At 75.2% G+C, this 17,255-nt stretch carries 16 protein-coding genes; 14 read left to right on the top strand and 2 right to left on the bottom strand.

Annotated elements, in window-relative coordinates; translation table 11 throughout:
* Positions 1 to 433: 433 nt before the first annotated feature.
* From OG689_RS08930 to OG689_RS08885, 10 genes are all read left to right on the top strand, one after another.
* Positions 434 to 1,561, top strand: coding sequence for a radical SAM protein (locus OG689_RS08930; protein WP_266319180.1), 1,128 nt, complete (start codon positions 434 to 436; stop codon positions 1,559 to 1,561).
* On the top strand, positions 1,549 to 2,541 hold the full coding sequence (locus OG689_RS08925; RefSeq protein WP_266319179.1) for a radical SAM protein: 993 nt from the start codon (positions 1,549 to 1,551) through the stop codon (positions 2,539 to 2,541). The genes OG689_RS08930 and OG689_RS08925 overlap by 13 nt, the downstream gene beginning before the upstream one ends.
* Positions 2,538 to 3,314: an iron-containing redox enzyme family protein gene (locus OG689_RS08920; protein ID WP_266319177.1), complete on the top strand. Its 777-nt coding sequence runs from the start codon at positions 2,538 to 2,540 to the stop codon at positions 3,312 to 3,314. The genes OG689_RS08925 and OG689_RS08920 overlap by 4 nt, the downstream gene beginning before the upstream one ends.
* 16 nt (positions 3,315 to 3,330) lie before the next feature.
* Complete coding sequence (locus tag OG689_RS08915) at positions 3,331 to 5,040, top strand: MFS transporter (protein WP_266319175.1); 1,710 nt, start codon at positions 3,331 to 3,333, stop codon at positions 5,038 to 5,040.
* 153 nt (positions 5,041 to 5,193) lie between these two features.
* Positions 5,194 to 5,388 carry an aroma-sacti cluster domain-containing protein gene (locus OG689_RS08910; protein WP_073921629.1) on the top strand — a complete coding sequence of 65 codons (195 nt, stop codon included), beginning with the start codon at positions 5,194 to 5,196 and terminating at the stop codon, positions 5,386 to 5,388.
* Between the two features lie 89 nt (positions 5,389 to 5,477).
* Positions 5,478 to 5,723, top strand: a complete 246-nt coding sequence (locus OG689_RS08905; RefSeq protein ID WP_266319173.1) for an aroma-sacti cluster domain-containing protein — start codon at positions 5,478 to 5,480, stop codon at positions 5,721 to 5,723.
* 155 nt (positions 5,724 to 5,878) lie between these two features.
* On the top strand, positions 5,879 to 9,268 hold the full coding sequence (locus OG689_RS08900) for an adenylate/guanylate cyclase domain-containing protein (protein WP_266319172.1): 3,390 nt from the start codon (positions 5,879 to 5,881) through the stop codon (positions 9,266 to 9,268).
* The gene (locus tag OG689_RS08895) at positions 9,265 to 10,113 is read left to right on the top strand and encodes a S8 family serine peptidase (RefSeq protein WP_266319171.1); all 849 of its coding nucleotides are present in this window, start codon (positions 9,265 to 9,267) and stop codon (positions 10,111 to 10,113) included. Before OG689_RS08900 ends, OG689_RS08895 begins: the two co-directional genes overlap by 4 nt.
* Complete coding sequence (locus OG689_RS08890; RefSeq protein ID WP_266319169.1) at positions 10,110 to 10,757, top strand: GAF domain-containing protein; 648 nt, start codon at positions 10,110 to 10,112, stop codon at positions 10,755 to 10,757. The genes OG689_RS08895 and OG689_RS08890 overlap by 4 nt, the downstream gene beginning before the upstream one ends.
* A gap of 215 nt (positions 10,758 to 10,972) precedes the next feature.
* Positions 10,973 to 12,841, top strand: a complete 1,869-nt coding sequence (locus OG689_RS08885; protein WP_266319168.1) for an AfsR/SARP family transcriptional regulator — start codon at positions 10,973 to 10,975, stop codon at positions 12,839 to 12,841.
* 88 nt (positions 12,842 to 12,929) lie between these two features.
* Here OG689_RS08885 and OG689_RS08880 read toward each other — a convergent pair whose 3' ends face one another.
* Positions 12,930 to 13,379, bottom strand: coding sequence for an SRPBCC family protein (locus OG689_RS08880; RefSeq protein ID WP_266319167.1), 450 nt, complete (start codon positions 13,377 to 13,379; stop codon positions 12,930 to 12,932).
* Positions 13,380 to 13,553: 174 nt separating this feature from the next.
* Here OG689_RS08880 and OG689_RS08875 point away from each other — a divergent pair, with 174 nt between their 5' ends.
* From OG689_RS08875 to OG689_RS08865, 3 genes are all read left to right on the top strand, one after another.
* Positions 13,554 to 13,820: a hypothetical protein gene (locus OG689_RS08875; RefSeq protein ID WP_266319166.1), complete on the top strand. Its 267-nt coding sequence runs from the start codon at positions 13,554 to 13,556 to the stop codon at positions 13,818 to 13,820.
* Positions 13,821 to 14,012: 192 nt separating this feature from the next.
* Positions 14,013 to 14,339, top strand: a complete 327-nt coding sequence (locus OG689_RS08870) for a hypothetical protein (protein ID WP_266319164.1) — start codon at positions 14,013 to 14,015, stop codon at positions 14,337 to 14,339.
* 363 nt (positions 14,340 to 14,702) lie between these two features.
* Positions 14,703 to 15,551: an SDR family NAD(P)-dependent oxidoreductase gene (locus OG689_RS08865; RefSeq protein WP_266319163.1), complete on the top strand. Its 849-nt coding sequence runs from the start codon at positions 14,703 to 14,705 to the stop codon at positions 15,549 to 15,551.
* 64 nt (positions 15,552 to 15,615) lie between these two features.
* On the opposite strand, the gene OG689_RS08860 is transcribed toward OG689_RS08865, so the two are convergent.
* Positions 15,616 to 15,975, bottom strand: coding sequence for a helix-turn-helix domain-containing protein (locus OG689_RS08860; RefSeq protein ID WP_266319161.1), 360 nt, complete (start codon positions 15,973 to 15,975; stop codon positions 15,616 to 15,618).
* Positions 15,976 to 16,151: 176 nt separating this feature from the next.
* Here OG689_RS08860 and OG689_RS08855 point away from each other — a divergent pair, with 176 nt between their 5' ends.
* Positions 16,152 to 17,105, top strand: coding sequence for an NADP-dependent oxidoreductase (locus OG689_RS08855; RefSeq protein WP_266326973.1), 954 nt, complete (start codon positions 16,152 to 16,154; stop codon positions 17,103 to 17,105).
* Positions 17,106 to 17,255: the final 150 nt, after the last annotated feature.

Genomic DNA, 17,255 nt, shown 5'->3' with positions numbered 1-17,255 from the left:
GGGGCCGTCTCTGCTGCCGGCCGGGGAGGCCGGCATTCCCTGTCCCGGAGACTAGGCACAGCCGGGACGCCGATCCCGGCAGCCGCCGTCGTAGGGTCCCTCGGTCGGCGCAGCCCCGTTGCGCCGCCCGGAGCCGAATCCCGCCGTCCGGGTTTCGGCCGCCCCGGCCCGGGTCGGGCCGGCGCCCGGAGCCGGTGCCTGCGACTCCCGGTCCGCGATCCCCGCCCGACGGCGGCCGCCGTCCCGCCGCGGAGCCCGGATCCCCGCCGCAGGCGCGCCAGGCGGGCGGCGGTTCCCGGCCCCGCCGGCGCTGCGGCCCTGGTGCGGGGGCTGCCGTAGCCGTTCTCAAACCGCTTTCAAACCGGAGGCGAACCAGGAGGGAAGAGGATCGGTCTGTAGCCGGCCCGGCTGCGCCTCGAAGGGAGCGATTCGCGTGCATCTGCAGGACATCCTGAGGTTGAGGCCGATCCCGGCCGCCGCGGTCTACTTCGGTCTCACCCGGAGGTGCCCGCTGCACTGCAGCCACTGCTCCACCGAGTCGTTGATGGACAGTGAGCAGTTCCCGGCCAGGATGTTCCTGCGTTTCGCGGAGACCTTCACTCCGGAGAACCGGCCCGAGCTCACCCTGATGTCCGGCGGCGAGGCGCTGCTGCGCCCGGGGCTGGTGCGCGACATCGCGGACCGGGCGCGGGCGGTCGGCTCGCGCAGCTACGTGCTGTCCGGGCTGTACTTCGCGCAGAAGCCCCGGATCCCCAAGCCGGTCCGGGCCGCCATCGAGGCGGTCGACCACTTCTCCGCCAGCACCGACCGGTTCCACGAGGAGGAGGTGCCCCGGGCGGCGGTCTTCCGGGTGCTGCACGAGCTGCTGGACGATGGCAAGGACGTCAGCCTGCAGATCACCGGCGAGGGTCCGGACGACCCGTACCTGGCCGACATCACCGCCGCCGTCCGCCGGGAGTTCGCCGACCGGGTGCCGATGCTGGTGGTGCCGCTGTCCCCGGTGGGCCGCGCCCGGGAGTGGATGGAGACCCGCCCGCAGGCCGCCTACCCCGCCACCGCCGCGCCCTGCACGCTGGCCTGCTGGCCCGTCATCGGCTTCAACGGCCAGGTGACCTCGTGCGGCAACCAGGACGTGATGGACGGCAAGGTGCCGCTGCCCGCCCACCTCTTCCTCGGTCACATCGCCCGGGACGACTGGGACACCGTCAAGCGCAAGGCCCTGGAGTCCCCGATGGTGGGGGCGATCCGCACCTACGGTCCGGAGTACCTGGCGGAGCGCTTCGGGGGGCAGGACGGCTGCGACGGCTACTGCCAGACCTGCTGGAAGCTCTCCACCACGCCGGGGGTGAAGGAGGGGGTGCAGGCGCTGACCCTGCTGCCGTCCACCATCGCCGTCCGGGACGCGGTGGAGAAGGTCTCGGTGGACGCCGGCCCGCTGGGCTTCGCACGCCGCTTCGGGGTGCCCGGCTACGCCGACCTGATCACCCTCGGGGACACCCCGCCGCGGACCCCGGCCGGGCACCGCGACGCCTCCCGGCAGGACCTCGCATGGACCGGCTGACCCACGCGGAGATCAACCGCATCCGGCAGACCCGCGGCGCCACCGCCCTGCTCTTCATCACCGACCGCTGCCCGGTCGGCTGCGGCCACTGCTCGGTGGACTCCCGGCCGGACAGCCCCCGGATCACCGACTTCGACCTCTTCGAGCAGATCGTCGACCGGCTCAGCGCCGACCCGCTGCGCACCATGATCGGCGTTTCCGGCGGCGAGCCCTTCGTCGAGCGACGGGGCCTCACGTACGCCGCCCGGCGGATCACCGAGGCGGGCAAGGACCTGGTCGTCTACACCAGCGGCGTCTGGGGCCGGGCCGCCGACCCGCCGCGCTGGATCCACGAGGTGCTGGCGCGCTGCCGCTGCGTCTACCTCAGCACCGACGCCTACCACGAGGCCGGCACCGGCCCCGAGCGCTTCACCGGCGCGGCCCGCACGATCGCCGGCCACGACCTGCCGATCGTCGTCCAGGTGGTCGACCAGGGCGACGCGCTCGGGCGGGCCGAGGAACTGCTCGTCCAGGCCTTCGGCGCCGGCTGGGCCCGGTACGCCGAACTGGTCGCGACCCAGGGGCTCCCGCACGGACGCGGTGCGGCGATCTTCGAGCGCCCCCAGCGGGTGCCCGGGCGGGCCCTCGGCGCCTGCGAACTGGTGATCTCACCGGTGATCCGCTACGACGGCCGGGTCACCGCCTGCTGCAACGAGACCGTCCTGATGGGCGGCGGGCCGGCCGCGCTGCGGCGGGACTGCGCCAGCGGCGAGGAGGTCGGCCGCGCCGTGGAGGAGCTCCAGCAGAACCCGCTCTACCGTGCGATGGGCACGGCCGGCGGCGGAGCGCTGACCGCGCACCCGCGCTTCACCGATCTGGCGGACCGCGAGTTCGCCGACATCTGCGGGCTCTGCTGGGCGATGACCAGGCGGGTCGTCCCCGAGCAGGACGACCTGCTGCTCAGCGCGATCGACCTGGTGGGAAGGGGAGCGCATCGATGAGTACCGTCACACCGCCCGCGCGGCCGGCCACCGCGGCCGGGCCGTCCGGCGCCGCCCGCGGCAACAGCGAGCTGGTCCGGGCCAAGATCGGGCTGCTGATGCCCGGCTTCTCCGCCCTCACCTCGCGACTGTGGACCTCCCCGTCGGTGGCCGAGCTCTACCCGCGCTACCTGCGGCTGCTGCACACCGCCATCCGCGCCACCGTGCCGCTGATGGAGCTGGCCCTGGAACGGTCCGAGGCGCTCGCCTCCGCCGACCCGGTGGCGGCCGGCCTGGTCGGCTACCTGACCAAGCACCGGCGCGAGGAGCGCGGCCACGACGACTGGGTGCGGGAGGATCTGGCGGCGATCGGCCAGGACCCGGACACCCTGCTGAGCGCGATGCCCGGCACGGCCGTGGCCAACCTGGTCGGCGCGCAGTACTACTGGATCCGCCACCACCACCCGGTCTGCCTGCTCGGCCACATCGCCGTGCTGGAGGGCTACCCGCCGTCGCCGCAGCTCACCGGCTACCTGCGGGAGCGCACCGGCTACCCGGTCGAGGGGTTCCGGACGCTGCACCGGCACGCCACCCTCGACGTCCGGCACCGCGACGAACTCCTCTGCCTCCTGGACGAGTTGCCGCTCGGCCCGGAGCACCACACGGCGATCGGGGTGAGCGCCCTGCACACCCTGCAGACCACCACCGTCCTCTTCGAGGAACTGCTCGCCACCGTGCCCGAGGCCCCGCCCGCGCCCGTCGCGGGCACCGGCCCCGCCGCCCGGCCGGTCTGACCGGGAGGCGGCCGCGATGCCCCGATCCGGATTCCTGTCCGCACTGAACCACCGTCAGTACCGGCTGCTCTTCGGCGGCCAGCTGCTCTCCAGCTTCGGCGACTGGATCGACTTCGTCGCGCTGATCTCCCTGGTGGCCTACCAGTGGCAGGCCGGCGCGGGCGGTCTGGCCGTGGTCTCGGCGGCGGCCGCCGTCCCGTGGATGCTGGTGGCGCCCTTCGCCGGGGTCTGGGCCGACCGGCTCCCGCAGAAGCAGGTGATGATCGGCTGCGATCTGGCCCGGGCCGCCCTGGTGCTCGGCTACCTGCTGGCGCCGAACCTCCCGGTGCTGGTGGTGCTGGTGGTCGCCAAGGTGGCGGTCAGCACGCTGTTCGTGCCGGCCCAGCAGTCGACCGTCACCCTGGTGGTGCCGAAGTCGGCGCTGCTGGCGGCGAATTCGCTCAGCGGCTTCGTCACCCAGGTCTGCAAGATCGCCGGACCGGCGCTGGGCGGTGTGCTGCTCGCCGTGACCAGCCCGCAGGGCGCCTTCGTGGTGGACGCCGCGACCTTCCTGCTCTCGGCCCTGATCCTGTCCCGGCTCCGGCTGCCGGCCCGCTCGCGGGGCCGCGCCGAACCGGCCGCCGGGGACACGTACCAGGACACCGCGGCCGAACCGGCCGGCCGGACCGGCTTCCGCCACGAACTGCGCGAGGGCATCACCTTCGTGCTCGGCAACCGGGTCCTGCTGATCGCGATCGGCAGCCTCTCCGCCACCATCTTCCTGGTCCTGGCCTTCGACACCCTCTCACCGCTGGTCCTGGTGCAGCTCGGGATCTCCAAGTCCCTGTACGGACCGGCCATCGCGGCGGTCGCCGCCGGCGCGGTCGCCGGGACGGTCCTGGTCGGCCAGTGGGGGCAGCGCTGGAACGCCTTCACCCTGCTGGCCACCTCGCAGGCGGCCACCGGCGTCCTGATCGCCCTGATCGGCGCCGCGGTGCTGACCGGCTTCCGGATGGCCCCGCCGCTCTGGCTGCCGGTGGCGGTCGGGATCGGGCTCTGCTCCACCGGGATCCTGGTGGTCTTCCTCTACCTGGTGCAGCGGGCCACGCCGCAGGAGCTGATGGGGCGGGTCAGCACGGTGGTGAACATCGTGCCCACGGTGCTGCAGATCTCGGCACCGCTGGTCGGGGCCGCCCTGGCGGTCTGGATCGGCCTGGGCTGGGTGCTGGCCGGCGCCGGCACCGGACTGGCCGTCCTGGGCGCGGTGTTCCTCCGGCTGCGACCGGCGGACGTGGACGGGCCGGCGGACGACCCGGGGGACGACCCCGGTGCCGCGGACGGTACCGGGCCGGTCCCCGCGGACGACGCCGGCGAGGCCCCCGGGCCGGCCGGTACCCCTGACCCGCCCGGAACCCCTGAACCAGCCGGCGCCCCCGAGGCGGCCGGCACCCCCGAAAGGCCCGCGCTGGCGGGCTCCGCAGACGACGCGAGGCCGGGCCGACCGGTCGGGCCGGGGCGTCAGTACGGATCACGGAAGAAGGTAGACATGGCGAACGAGTCGGTCGAGGCCCTGGCGGCGAACGGCCACAGCTTCGAGGGGGCGAGCGAGGAGCAGCTGGCGGTGATCGCCAACCTGTCCCCGGAGGAGGTCGAGGTCATCAACTCGATCAAGTCGCGCCTGGACGGCGAGGTCGCGGCCCACTCGGTGGCGCCCCCGAGCGACACCGTCGGCGGCCTCGTCTGGTAGTGCCCGCCGGTGACCGCGGCGCCGGGGTGGTGGTGCGGCAGGGGGTCTGCCGCACCACCGTCCGGCCCCGGTCGCTCCCGGTGCGCCACGAACAACCGTAGGACATGCCGAACCTGTGACGTCGTCAGGTACCTCACGAGAAGGAGAACGGACATGGCATTCGACTCGATTGCGGCTCTCGCCGCGAGCGGCCACAGCTTCGAGGGGGCGAGCGAGGAGCAGCTGGCGGTGATCGCCCACCTGTCCCCGGAGGAGGTCGAGGTCATCAACTCGATCAAGTCCCGGCTGGACGGCGACGTGGCCGCCCACAGCCAGGACTCCAACACCACCGGCGGAGTGGTCTGGTAACCGATCCGTCGGCAAGCGGTCGTACCGGCGCGGGCCCCGCGGCCCGCGCCGGTACGGCACCCCCGGAGTGAGAAAGGAACGGGCCGACCATGGACGACGCCCTCCAAGCCCCCGACATCGCCGACGCTCCCGAGGCACCCGGCACCCCCGACGCCCCGCTCGACGTGCTGGCCGCGTCGGGCTTCCCGATCGACGAGCTGACCGACGGCCAGCGCGCGGTGCTGGCAGCCCTGTCGGCCGACGAGGTCGCGGTGCTCGCCGGCGTCGGCCTGCGGCTGGCGGAGGCCGGCCCGGAGGTGCAGGCGCACCTGATGGTGGGCGGGCTCTTCTTCTGAGGGCTGTGCCTGCCGGCCCGGAACCCCCGATCCCCGAGATCCCGTCCGTCCGCTCGACGTCCCGCCCCTTCCCGACACCCGCCCCTTCCCGACACCCGCCGCCCGCCCGCCCCTCGCGTGCGGCCGTCCGGGCCCAGACCCTCAGGAGGGCGACCATGGAGTGCCCCTCGTGCACCGGGCAGAACGCGCCGGGCGCCCGCTTCTGCATGGCCTGCGGACGCCCGCTGGAGGCGGCGGCCCGGCCCGTCCGCGCCCGGCGCACCGTCACCGTGGTCTTCGCCGACCTGGCCGGCTCGACCGAGCTGGCCGAGCGACTGGACCCGGAGGCGCTGCGCGAGGTCATGCTGCGCTACTACACCTTGATGCGCGACTGCCTGGAGCACCACGGCGGCACCGTCGAGAAATTCATCGGCGACGCCGTGATGGCGGTCTTCGGGGTGCCCCGGGTGCGTGAGGACGACGTCCTGCGGGGCGTCCGGGCCGCCTGGGACATGCAGCAGGCGATGGACGAGCTCAACGCCGGCCTGGACCCCGCGCTGCGGGTGCGACTGCGGCTGCGGATCGGGGTGAACACCGGTGAGGTGCTCTGGTCCCGGGAGTTCGGCGACGGTCATGCGATGGTCTCCGGCGACACCGTCAACGTCGCGGCCCGGCTCGAACAGCACGCCCCCGACGGCGGGATCCTGCTGGGCACGGTCAGCCACCGGGTGGCCGCGCCCGAGATCACCGCGGAGCCGGTCGAACCGCTCACCGTGAAGGGGAAGTCCCGGCCGCTGGCGGTCTGGCGGCTGACCGGCGTGCAGCCGGACCCGCAGGCCGCCGCCCGGCCCGGCAGCGCCCGGCTGATCGGCCGCCGCGACGAGCTGCACCAGCTGGAGCTGGCCCGCGAACGCTCCGTCACCCAGCGTGGCTGCCACCTGTTCACCCTGCTCGGCGATCCGGGCGTGGGCAAGTCCCGGCTGGTGGCCGAGTTCCTCGCCGGGCTGCGCGAGGGCGGCGGCGCGGTCGCGGTCAGCCGCTGCCACCCGTACGGCGGCGCCGGCTCCCTGCAGACGCTGGCGGAGCTGCTGCGGCAGGCGATGGGCGCACTCCCGGGCGGCCCCGCCGACGGGGCGGAGCCCGCCGGTCCCGCCGGTCCCGCCGCCGAACGGGCCGCGCTGCGCGCGCTGCTGGACGGCCAGGAGGGTGCCCCGGCCGCCGTGGCGCTGCTGGGAGCCGTGCTGGACGGGACGGGCGCCGCGACCGAGGACACCTTCTGGGCCACCGGCCTGCTGCTCCAGGCACTGGGCGAGGTACGGCCCGTGACCCTGGTCTTCGACGACCTGCAGTGGGCGCAGCCGACCCTGCTGGACCTGATCGACCATCTGGCGGACTGGACGGCCGGCGCCCCGCTGCTGCTGCTCTGCCTGGCCCGGCTCGACCTGCTGGACGTCCGCCCGGGCTGGGGCGGGGCGAAGCTGTCGGCGACCTCCCTGGTGCTGGGCCCGCTGTCGCCGGCCGATTGCGAGGAGCTGGTCGGATCCTGCGCCGAGGTGACGGCGCACAGCGAGGCCGGCACCGTCCGCCGGGTCGCGGCGGCGGCCGAGGGCAACCCGCTCTTCGCCGAGCAGCTGGTCGCCGTGCTGGCGGACGGTGGCACGGCGGACGAACTGCCGCCGACCGTCCAGGCCCTGCTGGAGGCCCGGCTCGACCGCCTGCCGCGGGCCGAGCGCGAGGTGCTGGAGCACGCCTCGGTGATCGGACGCGAGTTCACCGTCCCGGGCCTGCGGGACGTCGGCCTGCAGGACACCGCCCTGCGGGACGACGCCCCGAGTGAGGACGTCCCGAGTGAGGGCGCCCCGAGTGACGGCGCCCGGGCCGGCGCCGGGGAGCAGCGGGACCAGCTGGCGCCCGTCCTGCAGGCGCTGCTGCGCCGGCGGCTGGTCGAGCCGGCCGGGCGGCGGCCCGGCACCGCCGGGTACCGCTTCGTCCACCTGCTGGTCCGCGAGGTCTGCTACGCGGGCCTGCCCAAGCGCCGCCGGGCGGCCCTGCACGAGGCGTACGCCGGCCGGCTGGCCGCCGACGAGCCGGTCCGCCACGAGCTGGTGGGCCGCCACCTCGCGGAGGCCCACCGCCACCACCGGGACCTCGGCTCCGACCGGCAGGGGCTGGCCCGGCTGGGTGCGGGCGCGGCGCGGCACCTGCTGACGGCGGGGGAGCGGGCACTGGCCCGCGGCGAGTGCTCCTGGGCCGCCGAACTCCTCTCCCAGGCCGCGGACCTGGCGCAGCCCGGCACCCCGGACCGCAGTGCGGCCCGGCTCCGGCTGGCCGAGGCGCTGATCGCCACCGGGGCGGCCGGACCGGCCCGCGACCTGCTGCTCGGACTGCTGGCGGAGGCGCCCGCCGGCCAGGCCGGTTCCGCCCTCGCCGACACGGCCGGTTCCGCCCTCCCGGGCCGGTCCGCGACCGGCGTCCCCGACCCGGCCGGTTGCGCCCTCCCCGGCCCCTGCGCGACTACCGGGTCCGGTCCCGCCGGGTCCGCCGCCGAGGTCGAGCCCGACCCGTGCCCGGCGGCCCACGCCCGGCTGCACCTGGCCTACCTGGCCGTCCCCGAGACCGGCCTGGAGCCCCTGGTCGAGACCGCCCGCGAGCTGCTGCCCGTCTTCACCGCGGCCGCCGACGAACTCGGCCAGTCCCGGGCCAGGCTCTACGTGGCGCACGGCCGGCAGGCCCGTGGCCGCTACGTCGAGGCGGCCGGCCACTTCGAGGCCGCCCTGGCCAGCGGCGGCCGGGCCGGCGCGGTGCTGGAACAGGCGACCGCCCTCGGCGGGCTCGCCGTCACCCTCTGGCTCGGCCCGGAGCCGGTGCCCGCCGCCGTCGCCCGCTGCCGGGAGCTGCTGGCCGGGCACGCGGCGGGCCGCCGGGCCGTCCGGGCTGCGCTCTGCTGCCCGCTGGCGGTCCTGCTGGCCATGGGCGGCGACTTCACCGAAGCCCGGGCCCTGGTGGCCGAGGCCGAACGGATCGCGGAGGACCTCGGGGTGGCGGTGCCGCAGGCGGCGATCCAGACCTTCGGCGGACTGGTGGAGGCGCTGGCCGGCTCGCCCGCCGCCGCCGAGGAGCGGCTGCGCCGGGCCTGCGCGCTCGCCGTGGCCTCCGGCGACCCGGACACCCACGCCACGGCCGCCGACACCCTGGCCGCGCTGCTGCTCGACCAGGGGCGGCACGCCGAGGCCGAGACCCTGGCGGACGCCGTCCGGGCCGGGGCCGGCGACTCACCCCTCCAACGGGCCGAGCACCAGGCCGTCCGGGCCCGGCTGGCGGCCGCCGCAGGGCAGCACGACCGGGCCGCCGACCTGGCGGCGGAGGCCGTGCGGCTCGCCGAGAGCACCGACTCCCCGGTCGGGCGGGCCCAGGCGCTGCTCAACCGGGCGACCGTACTGCTGGCGGTCGGCGACCCGGTGCACGCGCGGACGGTGGCCGACCGGGCCGAGCGGGCCTTCACCGGCAAGGGCCACCTGGTCGGCGCCCGGCGGGCGGCCCTCCTGCGGGACGGCGGCCAGCGATGACCACCCCGCACTGGAAGTCCCCCGGTGGTGAACCGCTCACCTGGCGGCTCACCGACCTGGCCGACGTCCCGCTCACCCTCGACAGCCGCTGGCCGGGCCCCGCCCTGCCGCCCCAGCCGCTCGCCACCGCCACCGGAACCGGCGCCGGCGTCCGGGTCTGCGTGCTCGACAGCGGCGTGATGCCGGACCACCCGCAGGTCGGCCGGCTCGACGGGTCCTTCGCCGTCCGCACCGGCCCGGACGGGCAGCAGGTGGTGGAGGTGGACGAGATCGGCGACACCTGCGGCCACGGCACGGCCTGCGCCGGCATCATCCGCTCGCTGGCACCGGACTGCGAACTGGTCAGCCTGCGGGTGCTCGGCTCCGGCCTCTCCGGCACCGGGGAGGCCCTGCTGGCCGGCCTGCGCTGGGCGGTGGAGCAGCGCTTCGACGTGATCAACATGAGCCTGTCCACGACCAAACGGGACTTCGTGCTGCGACTGCACCAACTCGCCGACTCCGCCTACTTCGCCGGCTCGCTGCTGGTCGCCTCCGCGCACAACCTGCGGGTGGAGAGCTTCCCCTGGCGGTTCTCCTCGGTGGTCTCGGTGGGCAGCCACGACCTGCCCGACCCGCTGCACCTGCTCTACAACCCGGTGCCCCCGGTGGAGTTCTTCGCCCGGGGCGTCGAAGTCCCGGTCGCCTGGCTGGAGGGCGGCACCCGCCGCTGCACCGGCAACAGCTTCGCGACCCCGCACGTGGCCGGCCTCTGCGCCCGGATCCTGGGCAACCATCCGGGGCTGACGCCCTTCCAGGTCAAGAGCCTGCTGCATCTCACCTCGGCGAACGTCAGGAGAGCCCCATGAACCGCCAGGACGTGCTCGCCACGGCCCTCGCCGTCACCGATTCCGACACCGGGCACCGGGAGTTGCTGCAGTCCGTGGTGGAGGCGGCCCGCGGCGTCTTCGGCGCCCGCGCCGCCTCGATCATCGGGCTGGACCCCGGCACCGAGGAACTCGTCTTCGAGGCGGTCTCGGGGGAGGGCGAGGACTTCCTGGTCGGCAACCGGTTCCCGGCCGCCCGGGGCATCGCCGGCTGGGTCCTGGTGTCCGCCGAGCCGGTGATCGTCGACGACCTCGCGCAGAGCCCGGTCTTCGACCGCGACATCGCCGAGTCCACCCGGTACGTGCCGGACGCCCTGATGGCGGCGCCGCTGCTGCACGGCGACCGGGTGCTCGGGGTGCTGGAGGTGCTGGACCGCGACGTCCGGCGGCAGTCCGCGCTGCGCGACCTGGACTGGCTCGGCCTGTTCGCGGCCCAGGCGGCCGCCGCCCTCGCGACGGTGCAACGCGCCCGCAGCGCCCGGCAGGTGCTGCACGGCGAGGGCTCCGCCGAGCTGACCGAGGTGGTCGCCCTCGTCCAGGCCTTCACCGCCCTGCCGGCCGAACGGCGGGACGCCGGCCGCAGGCTGCTCCAGGCGCTCACCGAGGCGCTCGCGGCCCGGCCCTGAGAAGCCGCGCCGACCCCGGGTGCGGCCGCCCGGGGCGGTCCCGGCTGTGGTGGGTGGGGCGGCCGTGCCCTGGTGTTCCCGCCGGTGCGGGCAGCCGCACACCACGCTGCGCAGCCCGTTGACGACATACCGTCAGGCCGCAATGATGACAGGCCGGTTGACGCGCCCAGGGGTGGGGCGCGCACGGACCGTTCCATGCCCGGGGAGGGATCGCCATGGAGTTCAGCGTGCTCGGACCGCTCGAAGTGCACGTCGGTGAAACTCTCGTGGATCTGGGATCGGGCAAACTCCGCTTCCTGCTCGCGGCCCTGCTCTGCCGGGCCAACACCACGGTGTCGACGCCGCGCCTCACCGAGGCCCTGTGGTGGGGGAACCCGCCGCGCACGGCCGCGAAGAACCTGCAGGTGAACGTCCACTACCTGCGCAAGGCGCTGGTCAGTCCCGGCGACGGGCCGCGGGTGCTCAGCCGCCCCGGCGGCTACCTGCTCTCCGCCGCGCCGGAGGAGGTCGACCTGGCCCGCTTCGAGGCGCTCGCCGCCGAGGGGACGGCCGCCGCCCGCCGGGGCGAGCCGGAGCAGGCCGACCGGCTGTTCCAGCGCGCCCTGACGCTCTGGCGCGGACACCCCTTCGACGGCATGGAGCGCTCGCCGCTGGTCCAGCAGGAGAGCGTACGGCTGGCCGAACGGCGCCTGGCCGTCGCGGAGATGGCGATCGACGTCCGGCTCGGCCTCGGCCAGTACTTCGAGGCGCTGGCCGACCTGGACGCCCTGGTGGAGGTCCACCCCTACCGGGAGCGGCTGCGGGCCCAGCAGATGATCGCGCTCTACCGCACCGGCCGCCAGGTGGAGGCGCTGATGGTCTTCGACGCCGTCCGCCGGCTGCTGGCCGAGGAGCTCGGGCTGCAGCCCGGAGCCGTCCTGCAGCGCCTCCAGCAGGCCGTCATCGAGGGCCGCGGTGAGGTCGGTCTGCCGGGACTGGCCGGGCGGCCGCGGGCTATCCAACTGAGGGGCAGTACGAGCCAGTTACCCCCGGGCCTGGCGGACTTCGTCGGGCGGCGGGAGGCCTCGGCGCGACTGCGCGAGATCCTGCACCCCGAGGAGGACGGACCGGCCCAGAGACCCGCCGACTGGACTCTCGCGGTCGTCTCGGGGCCCGGCGGCGCCGGCAAGTCGACCCTGCTCAACAGCGTGGCCCGGACCGCCGGGGACCACTTCTCCGGCGGCCTGCTCTACCACGACCTGCGCGCGCCCGACGGCACCCCGCGCGACCCCGCCGACGCGCTGGCCGGCCTGCTGCGGGCGACCGGCCTGCCCAGCGAGGACGTCCCCGTGCCGGTGGCGGACCGGATCCGGCTCTACCGCGAACGGCTGCACGGCCGGCGGATCCTCGTCCTGCTCGACAACGCCCTGGACGAGGCCCAGATCCGCCCGCTGCTGCCCACCACCGGCTCCTGCGCCACCCTGGTGACCAGCTGCTCGCGGCTCTCCGGCCTCACCGGCGCGCAGCTGGTGGAGATCGGCGGGTTCAGCCCCGAGGAGGGCATCGAGCTGCTCGGGCGGATCGCCGGCCGGCGCCGGGTGGCGGCCGAGCCGGAGTCCGCCGCCCGGATCCTGCGGGCCTGCGGGTTCCTGCCGCTGGCCGTCCGGATCGCCGGCACCCGGTTGGCCACCCGCCCGCACTGGAGCCTGGCCCGGCTGGCCGGCCTGCTGGACGGTCCGCTCTGCCTGGACGAGCTCTCGGTCGGCGACCTGGACCTGCGGACCTGCCTGCTCCGCAGCCACTACGGCACCCATCCGGACGACCTGCGGTTCACCGCCCTGCTCGGCGGCCTGCCCGCCTTCGGCTTCACCCTGGAGCAGGCGGCCGCCCTGCTGGACCTCGGGCCGCGCCAGGCTGACGACCTGCTCGACCGCCTCTGCGACCGCCGACTGGTGGTCCGGGACCAGCCCGGCTACGGCGCCCCCGCCCGGTACCGGGTGCCGCCGGTGGTCGGCCGGTTCGCCTCGGAGCAGGACCCGGAACGGGCCACGGCCGGCCCGGAGGCCTCCCTGTCGGGCCGGGTCCGCGACCACTCGATCCTCTGACCGTCCCACCGGTACGCCGCGCGGCGGTCCCTTCGCCCGAGCGGGCCCCGCCGGGCCGGGTCCCGGGTACGCCGGAGGTCGTCCCAGGTCAGAGCGGGCCGGGCCCGGCGTCCGCCCCCGCGCCGCGCGACTCGACGAAGTCCTTGAAGTGCTGGAGGCCGTCGATGGCCTGGCGGTGCACGAAGCCGAGCTTGTCGCCGACGGTCTCGACCAGTCCGTGCGGGTCGTGCGCGAGCTGCAGCATCACCTTGGTCCGGGCGTCGTCCAGCCGGTGGAAGGTGATCACACCCGCCTGGTGCAGGTCACCGGACACGGTGGTCCAGGCGATCCGCTCGTCCGGGATCTGCTCGGTGATCCTGGCGTCGAACTCCCGGGTGCTTCCGCCGACCCTGACCACCCAGTGGGTCAGCTCGGGGGACGTCCGGTCGATCCGCTCGACGCCCGGCATGAACCTCGGGAAGTCCTCGAACCGGGTCCACCGGCGGTAGGCCACGGAGACGGGGACGGCCACTTCGATCGATTCCTCTACCTGTGTCACCGGGTTCACTCCGATCGGGAGGGGAGGGGGCTGTCCGGCGCCTGCCCGCTCCCCGCGCAGTCATGCCGGGGTGCTCCGCCGTCGTCCACGGCCGCTGTCGTCCACCGCTGTCGTCCGCCGCCGAAGATGGCGCCGGGGAGTTTGCAATTCCCTTTCGGTGCAAGGCGACAGGGCATGAGAGGACTATTCGTCGCAGTGAGAGTGCTCGCCAACGCCGCCGTCGCCGTCCTGGTCGTCTGGATCCTGCTGCGCCTGCTCGGCGCCAACACCGGCAACCCGGTGGTGCACTGGATCGAGCAGGCCGCCGACTGGCTGGCCGCCTGGTCCCGTGGCATCTTCCAGGTCGCCGGGACCACCCTCCAGCTGGTGCTGGACTACGGGCTCGCCGCCCTGGTGTACGGGGTGGTGGGGAACCTCGGCGCCCGCCGGGAGTGGACCTGACGGCCCAACCACGGACCTCCACCGCTGCGTGCACCCGCGTTTCGGCGGCATGATCGAGGGGAGACGCAGGTCGGTCCCGCCGGTCCGCCGAGCCGACCGGTCCGGCCCAGTCACCCGGTCCGTCCAGTCGCACCTGTTCGCCACCGCGTCCCGCCGCCGAAGGCGTGGGTCGCCCGACGTAAGGCCGCAGCCATGACCAACTTCGTCATCTCGTTGCCCGGTACCTTCAAGCAGGAGCTCACCCAGGCCGCGAAAGCGCAGCTGCTCGGCGCGCTGCGGGGGGCCGACCCGCAGGAGGTCGGGTCGGACCCCCAGGACCTCGACATGCTCACCCTGAACGACGGCGGGCCCACCTTCACCCTCCGGCTGGAGGTGACGGCCGAGGACAGTCGCGGCGCCGAGCGGGAGGCCCTCGCCATGGCCTCCCGGGCCCTGGCCGAGGCCGGCTTCCAGGGCGACGCCGCCCTGCTGGGGCAGCCCGCCATCACCTCCATCGACACTTCCGCCGACTCGGCGTGACCGGGCGGCGGACGGACGGGGCGGCCCGGGGCCCCGGGCCGGAACGCCGCCGCTCCGACTGTCAGCCCGTCCGGTCCCGTCCGGTCCCGTCCCGTCCCGGACCGGCCGGCTGGCCCGCTGCCGGCCCCGCCGGAACGTGCCGGGCCCTGACGCGGCGCCGCAGCTCCGCGGCGGCGCCGGCCGGCCGGTCCGCGGGGGCCGGGCGGGTCGCGGGCCGCAGGACTCCGGGCGTGGCTTGCCCTGGAGTGCACTCGAACGGGAATGATGCGCAGTGGCCCGGTCCACCGGCTCCCCGGGCCGGCTCCCTCCCGCGTCGCTGACTCCCCGCGCCGCGCGTGTCACTCCTCCGAAGGCGGGTTCCCCATGACCACCAGCACCGTTCTGATCACCGGCACGTCCACCGGCATCGGCCTGGAGGCGGCCGTCGCCGCGGCCAGGGCCGGCTGGCGCACGGTCGCGACGATGCGCGACACGGCCAAGGCCGACGCCCTGCGCGCCGCCGCCGCGGCGGCCGGAGTGGCCGACCTGGTCGAGATCCGGCGGCTGGACGTGACCGACCCCGACTCGGTGGCGGCCTGCGTGGCCGCGGTGGTGGCCGATCACGGCGCCCTGCACGCGGTGATCAACAACGCCGGCGCGGGCCATGTCGGCACGCTGGAGGTGGACGGCGTGGACGTCGCCCGGCGGGTCATGGAGGTCAACTTCTTCGGGGTGCTGAACGTGACGGCCGCCGCGATGCCGCACCTGCGCGCGGCGGGCGGCCGGCTGATCGCCGTCACCAGCGTCGGCGGGGTCGTGGGCCAGCCGTTCAACGAGGCGTACTGCGCGGCCAAGTTCGCGGTGGAGGGCTACCTGGAGTCGTTGACCCCGGTGGCCGCCACGGTCGGGGTGAGCGTCACGGTGGTGGAGCCGGCCGCCGTCGCGAGCGAGTTCGTGGCCAACGTCGGCGTGCCCGACGACCGCTCCGAGCTGCTGGAGCGGATGGGCCCCTACACCCCGGCGCTGGAGGCCTACCTGGCCCGGACCGCCGGCGCCTTCGCCAACGCCCAGTCCGCCGCGGACGCCGCCGCGGCCGTGGTCGCCGTGCTCACCGCCGAGCACCCCGTCCCGCGGGTGCAGACCTCCGACGCGGCCCGCGCCTTCATCGCCGGGAAGCTGGCCGACCCGGACGGCACCCGGGTGGTCGGCACCACCAGCACTTGGGTCGCCTGAGTGGGCGTGGGCGCGGTCGCGGGTGCCGGGCCCGGGCCGGTGCCCCGGCCCGGCACCCGGGGTCTCAGGCCGGGAAGCGGTCGATGTTCTGCTCCGCCCAGGCCCGGATGCCGGCCAGCGGCTCGGCGGCGCTGCGGCCCAGATCGGTGAGGGCGTACTCGACGTGCAGCGGCACCGCCGGGTAGATGGTGCGGGTCAGCAGGGCGGAGTCCTCCAGCCGGCGCAGGGTCTGGGTGAGTACCTTGGGACTCACCCCCTCCAGCAGTCGCTGGAGTTCGCCGAACCGCAGCGGGCCGCTCTCCAGGGCGCCGATGGTGAGGGCGCTCCACTTGTTGGCCAGCAGGGCGAGGATGTCCCGGCAGGGGCACAGGGCGGCGTAGACATCGTGCCGGTCATGGGTGCCGGTAGCGCAGCTGGTGGCCAAGAGATCGCTCCTTCAACGTGCTGACGTGCATTGCTTCCCAATCGATAGTAGCTGCCCTTGCGGGTTACTACGGTCTTCCGCGTAGCGTCGGCGCCAGAACAGCGAGACCGGCGGACGAGTCCGGCCGCCGCCAGTGAAGGAGCCCCACCGTGACCCGACCCACCGACGCACCGACCATGCGCGCCGTGACCCAGAACGCCTTCGGCGGCCCCGAGGTGCTGACCGTCACCGACCTGCCGCGCCCGGTGCCCCTGCCCACCGAAGTCCTGGTCCGGGTGGTCTCCGCCGGGGTCAACCCCGTGGACTGGAAGACCCGGGCCGGCGGCGGCATGGCCGGGGTACTCGGCGAGCCGCCGTTCGTCCTCGGCTGGGACGTCTCCGGCGTGGTCGAGGAGGTCGGCTTCGGCGTCCATACCCTCGCCGTCGGCGACGAGGTCTACGGGATGCCCTGGTTCCCGCGTGCGGCCGGCGCGTACGCCGAGTACGTGACCGCCCCCGCCCGTCAGTTCGCCCGCAAGCCCGCCGGCCTCGGCCACGACGAGGCCGCCGCCCTGCCGCTGGCCGCGCTCACCGCCTGGCAGATCCTGGTCGACACCGCCGGGGTCACGGCGGGGCAGCGCGTCCTGGTCCACGCCGCGGGCGGCGGGGTCGGCCACTTCGCCGTCCAGATCGCCAAGCACCTGGGCGCCCATGTGACCGGCACGGCGGGCGCGGCCAAGCACGCCTGGCTGCGCGAGCTGGGCGCCGACGAGGTCGTCGACTACACCAGCACCCGGTTCGAGAAGGAGATCTCCGACATCGACGTGGTGGTGGACCTGGTCGGCGACGAGCACGATGCCACCAGCACCCGCTCGCTCTCGGTGCTGCGCCCCGGCGGCCTGCTGGTGGCCGTGCCGTCGGGCGTCTCGCCCGCCCTGGCCGAGGAGGCACAGGCCCGTGGCGTCCGGGTCGCGCCCTTCCTGGTGGAGCCGGACGGCGCCGGTCTCACCGCTCTCGCCGGGCTGGTCGAGCAGGGCCGGCTCGGGGTGGAGGTGGCCGCCGTGTTCCCGCTGGAGGAGGCGGCCCAGGCCCACCGCGAGCTCGCCGAGGGACGTACCCGCGGCAAGATCGTCCTGCGGGTGGCGCACTGACCTCCCGCCCCGGCGGGCCGGAGGGCGGGTGGGTGGGCACCGCGGCGCGGGCGGGAGCGGTGGCCGGACGGCGCTCGGCAGCCACCCGCGCGCGGTGCCCCGCGCTGGCGTGCTCCGGGTGGCCCGAAGCCCCCGGAGCCGACCTTCCCG

It is taken from the genome of Kitasatospora sp. NBC_00240 (assembly GCF_026342405.1).
In the GTDB taxonomy this organism is placed as follows: domain Bacteria; phylum Actinomycetota; class Actinomycetes; order Streptomycetales; family Streptomycetaceae; genus Kitasatospora.
The sequence above is the reverse complement of the archived record's forward strand: the minus strand, read 5'-3'. Positions and strand labels throughout refer to the sequence as shown.

Bases quoted from the DNA above. Each gene is read 5' to 3' on its own strand.
- OG689_RS08875 (WP_266319166.1), top strand. From the start codon at position 13,554: ATGAGAGGACTATTCGTCGCAGTGAGAGTGCTCGCCAACGCCGCCGTC.
- OG689_RS08895 (WP_266319171.1), top strand. From the start codon at position 9,265: ATGACCACCCCGCACTGGAAGTCCCCCGGTGGTGAACCGCTCACCTGG.
- OG689_RS08865 (WP_266319163.1), top strand. From the start codon at position 14,703: ATGACCACCAGCACCGTTCTGATCACCGGCACGTCCACCGGCATCGGC.
- OG689_RS08915 (WP_266319175.1), top strand. From the start codon at position 3,331: ATGCCCCGATCCGGATTCCTGTCCGCACTGAACCACCGTCAGTACCGG.
- OG689_RS08905 (WP_266319173.1), top strand. From the start codon at position 5,478: ATGGACGACGCCCTCCAAGCCCCCGACATCGCCGACGCTCCCGAGGCA.
- OG689_RS08920 (WP_266319177.1), top strand. From the start codon at position 2,538: ATGAGTACCGTCACACCGCCCGCGCGGCCGGCCACCGCGGCCGGGCCG.
- OG689_RS08900 (WP_266319172.1), top strand. From the start codon at position 5,879: ATGGAGTGCCCCTCGTGCACCGGGCAGAACGCGCCGGGCGCCCGCTTC.
- OG689_RS08890 (WP_266319169.1), top strand. From the start codon at position 10,110: ATGAACCGCCAGGACGTGCTCGCCACGGCCCTCGCCGTCACCGATTCC.
- OG689_RS08870 (WP_266319164.1), top strand. From the start codon at position 14,013: ATGACCAACTTCGTCATCTCGTTGCCCGGTACCTTCAAGCAGGAGCTC.
- OG689_RS08885 (WP_266319168.1), top strand. From the start codon at position 10,973: ATGGAGTTCAGCGTGCTCGGACCGCTCGAAGTGCACGTCGGTGAAACT.
- OG689_RS08910 (WP_073921629.1), top strand. From the start codon at position 5,194: ATGGCATTCGACTCGATTGCGGCTCTCGCCGCGAGCGGCCACAGCTTC.
- OG689_RS08855 (WP_266326973.1), top strand. From the start codon at position 16,152: ATGCGCGCCGTGACCCAGAACGCCTTCGGCGGCCCCGAGGTGCTGACC.
- OG689_RS08925 (WP_266319179.1), top strand. From the start codon at position 1,549: ATGGACCGGCTGACCCACGCGGAGATCAACCGCATCCGGCAGACCCGC.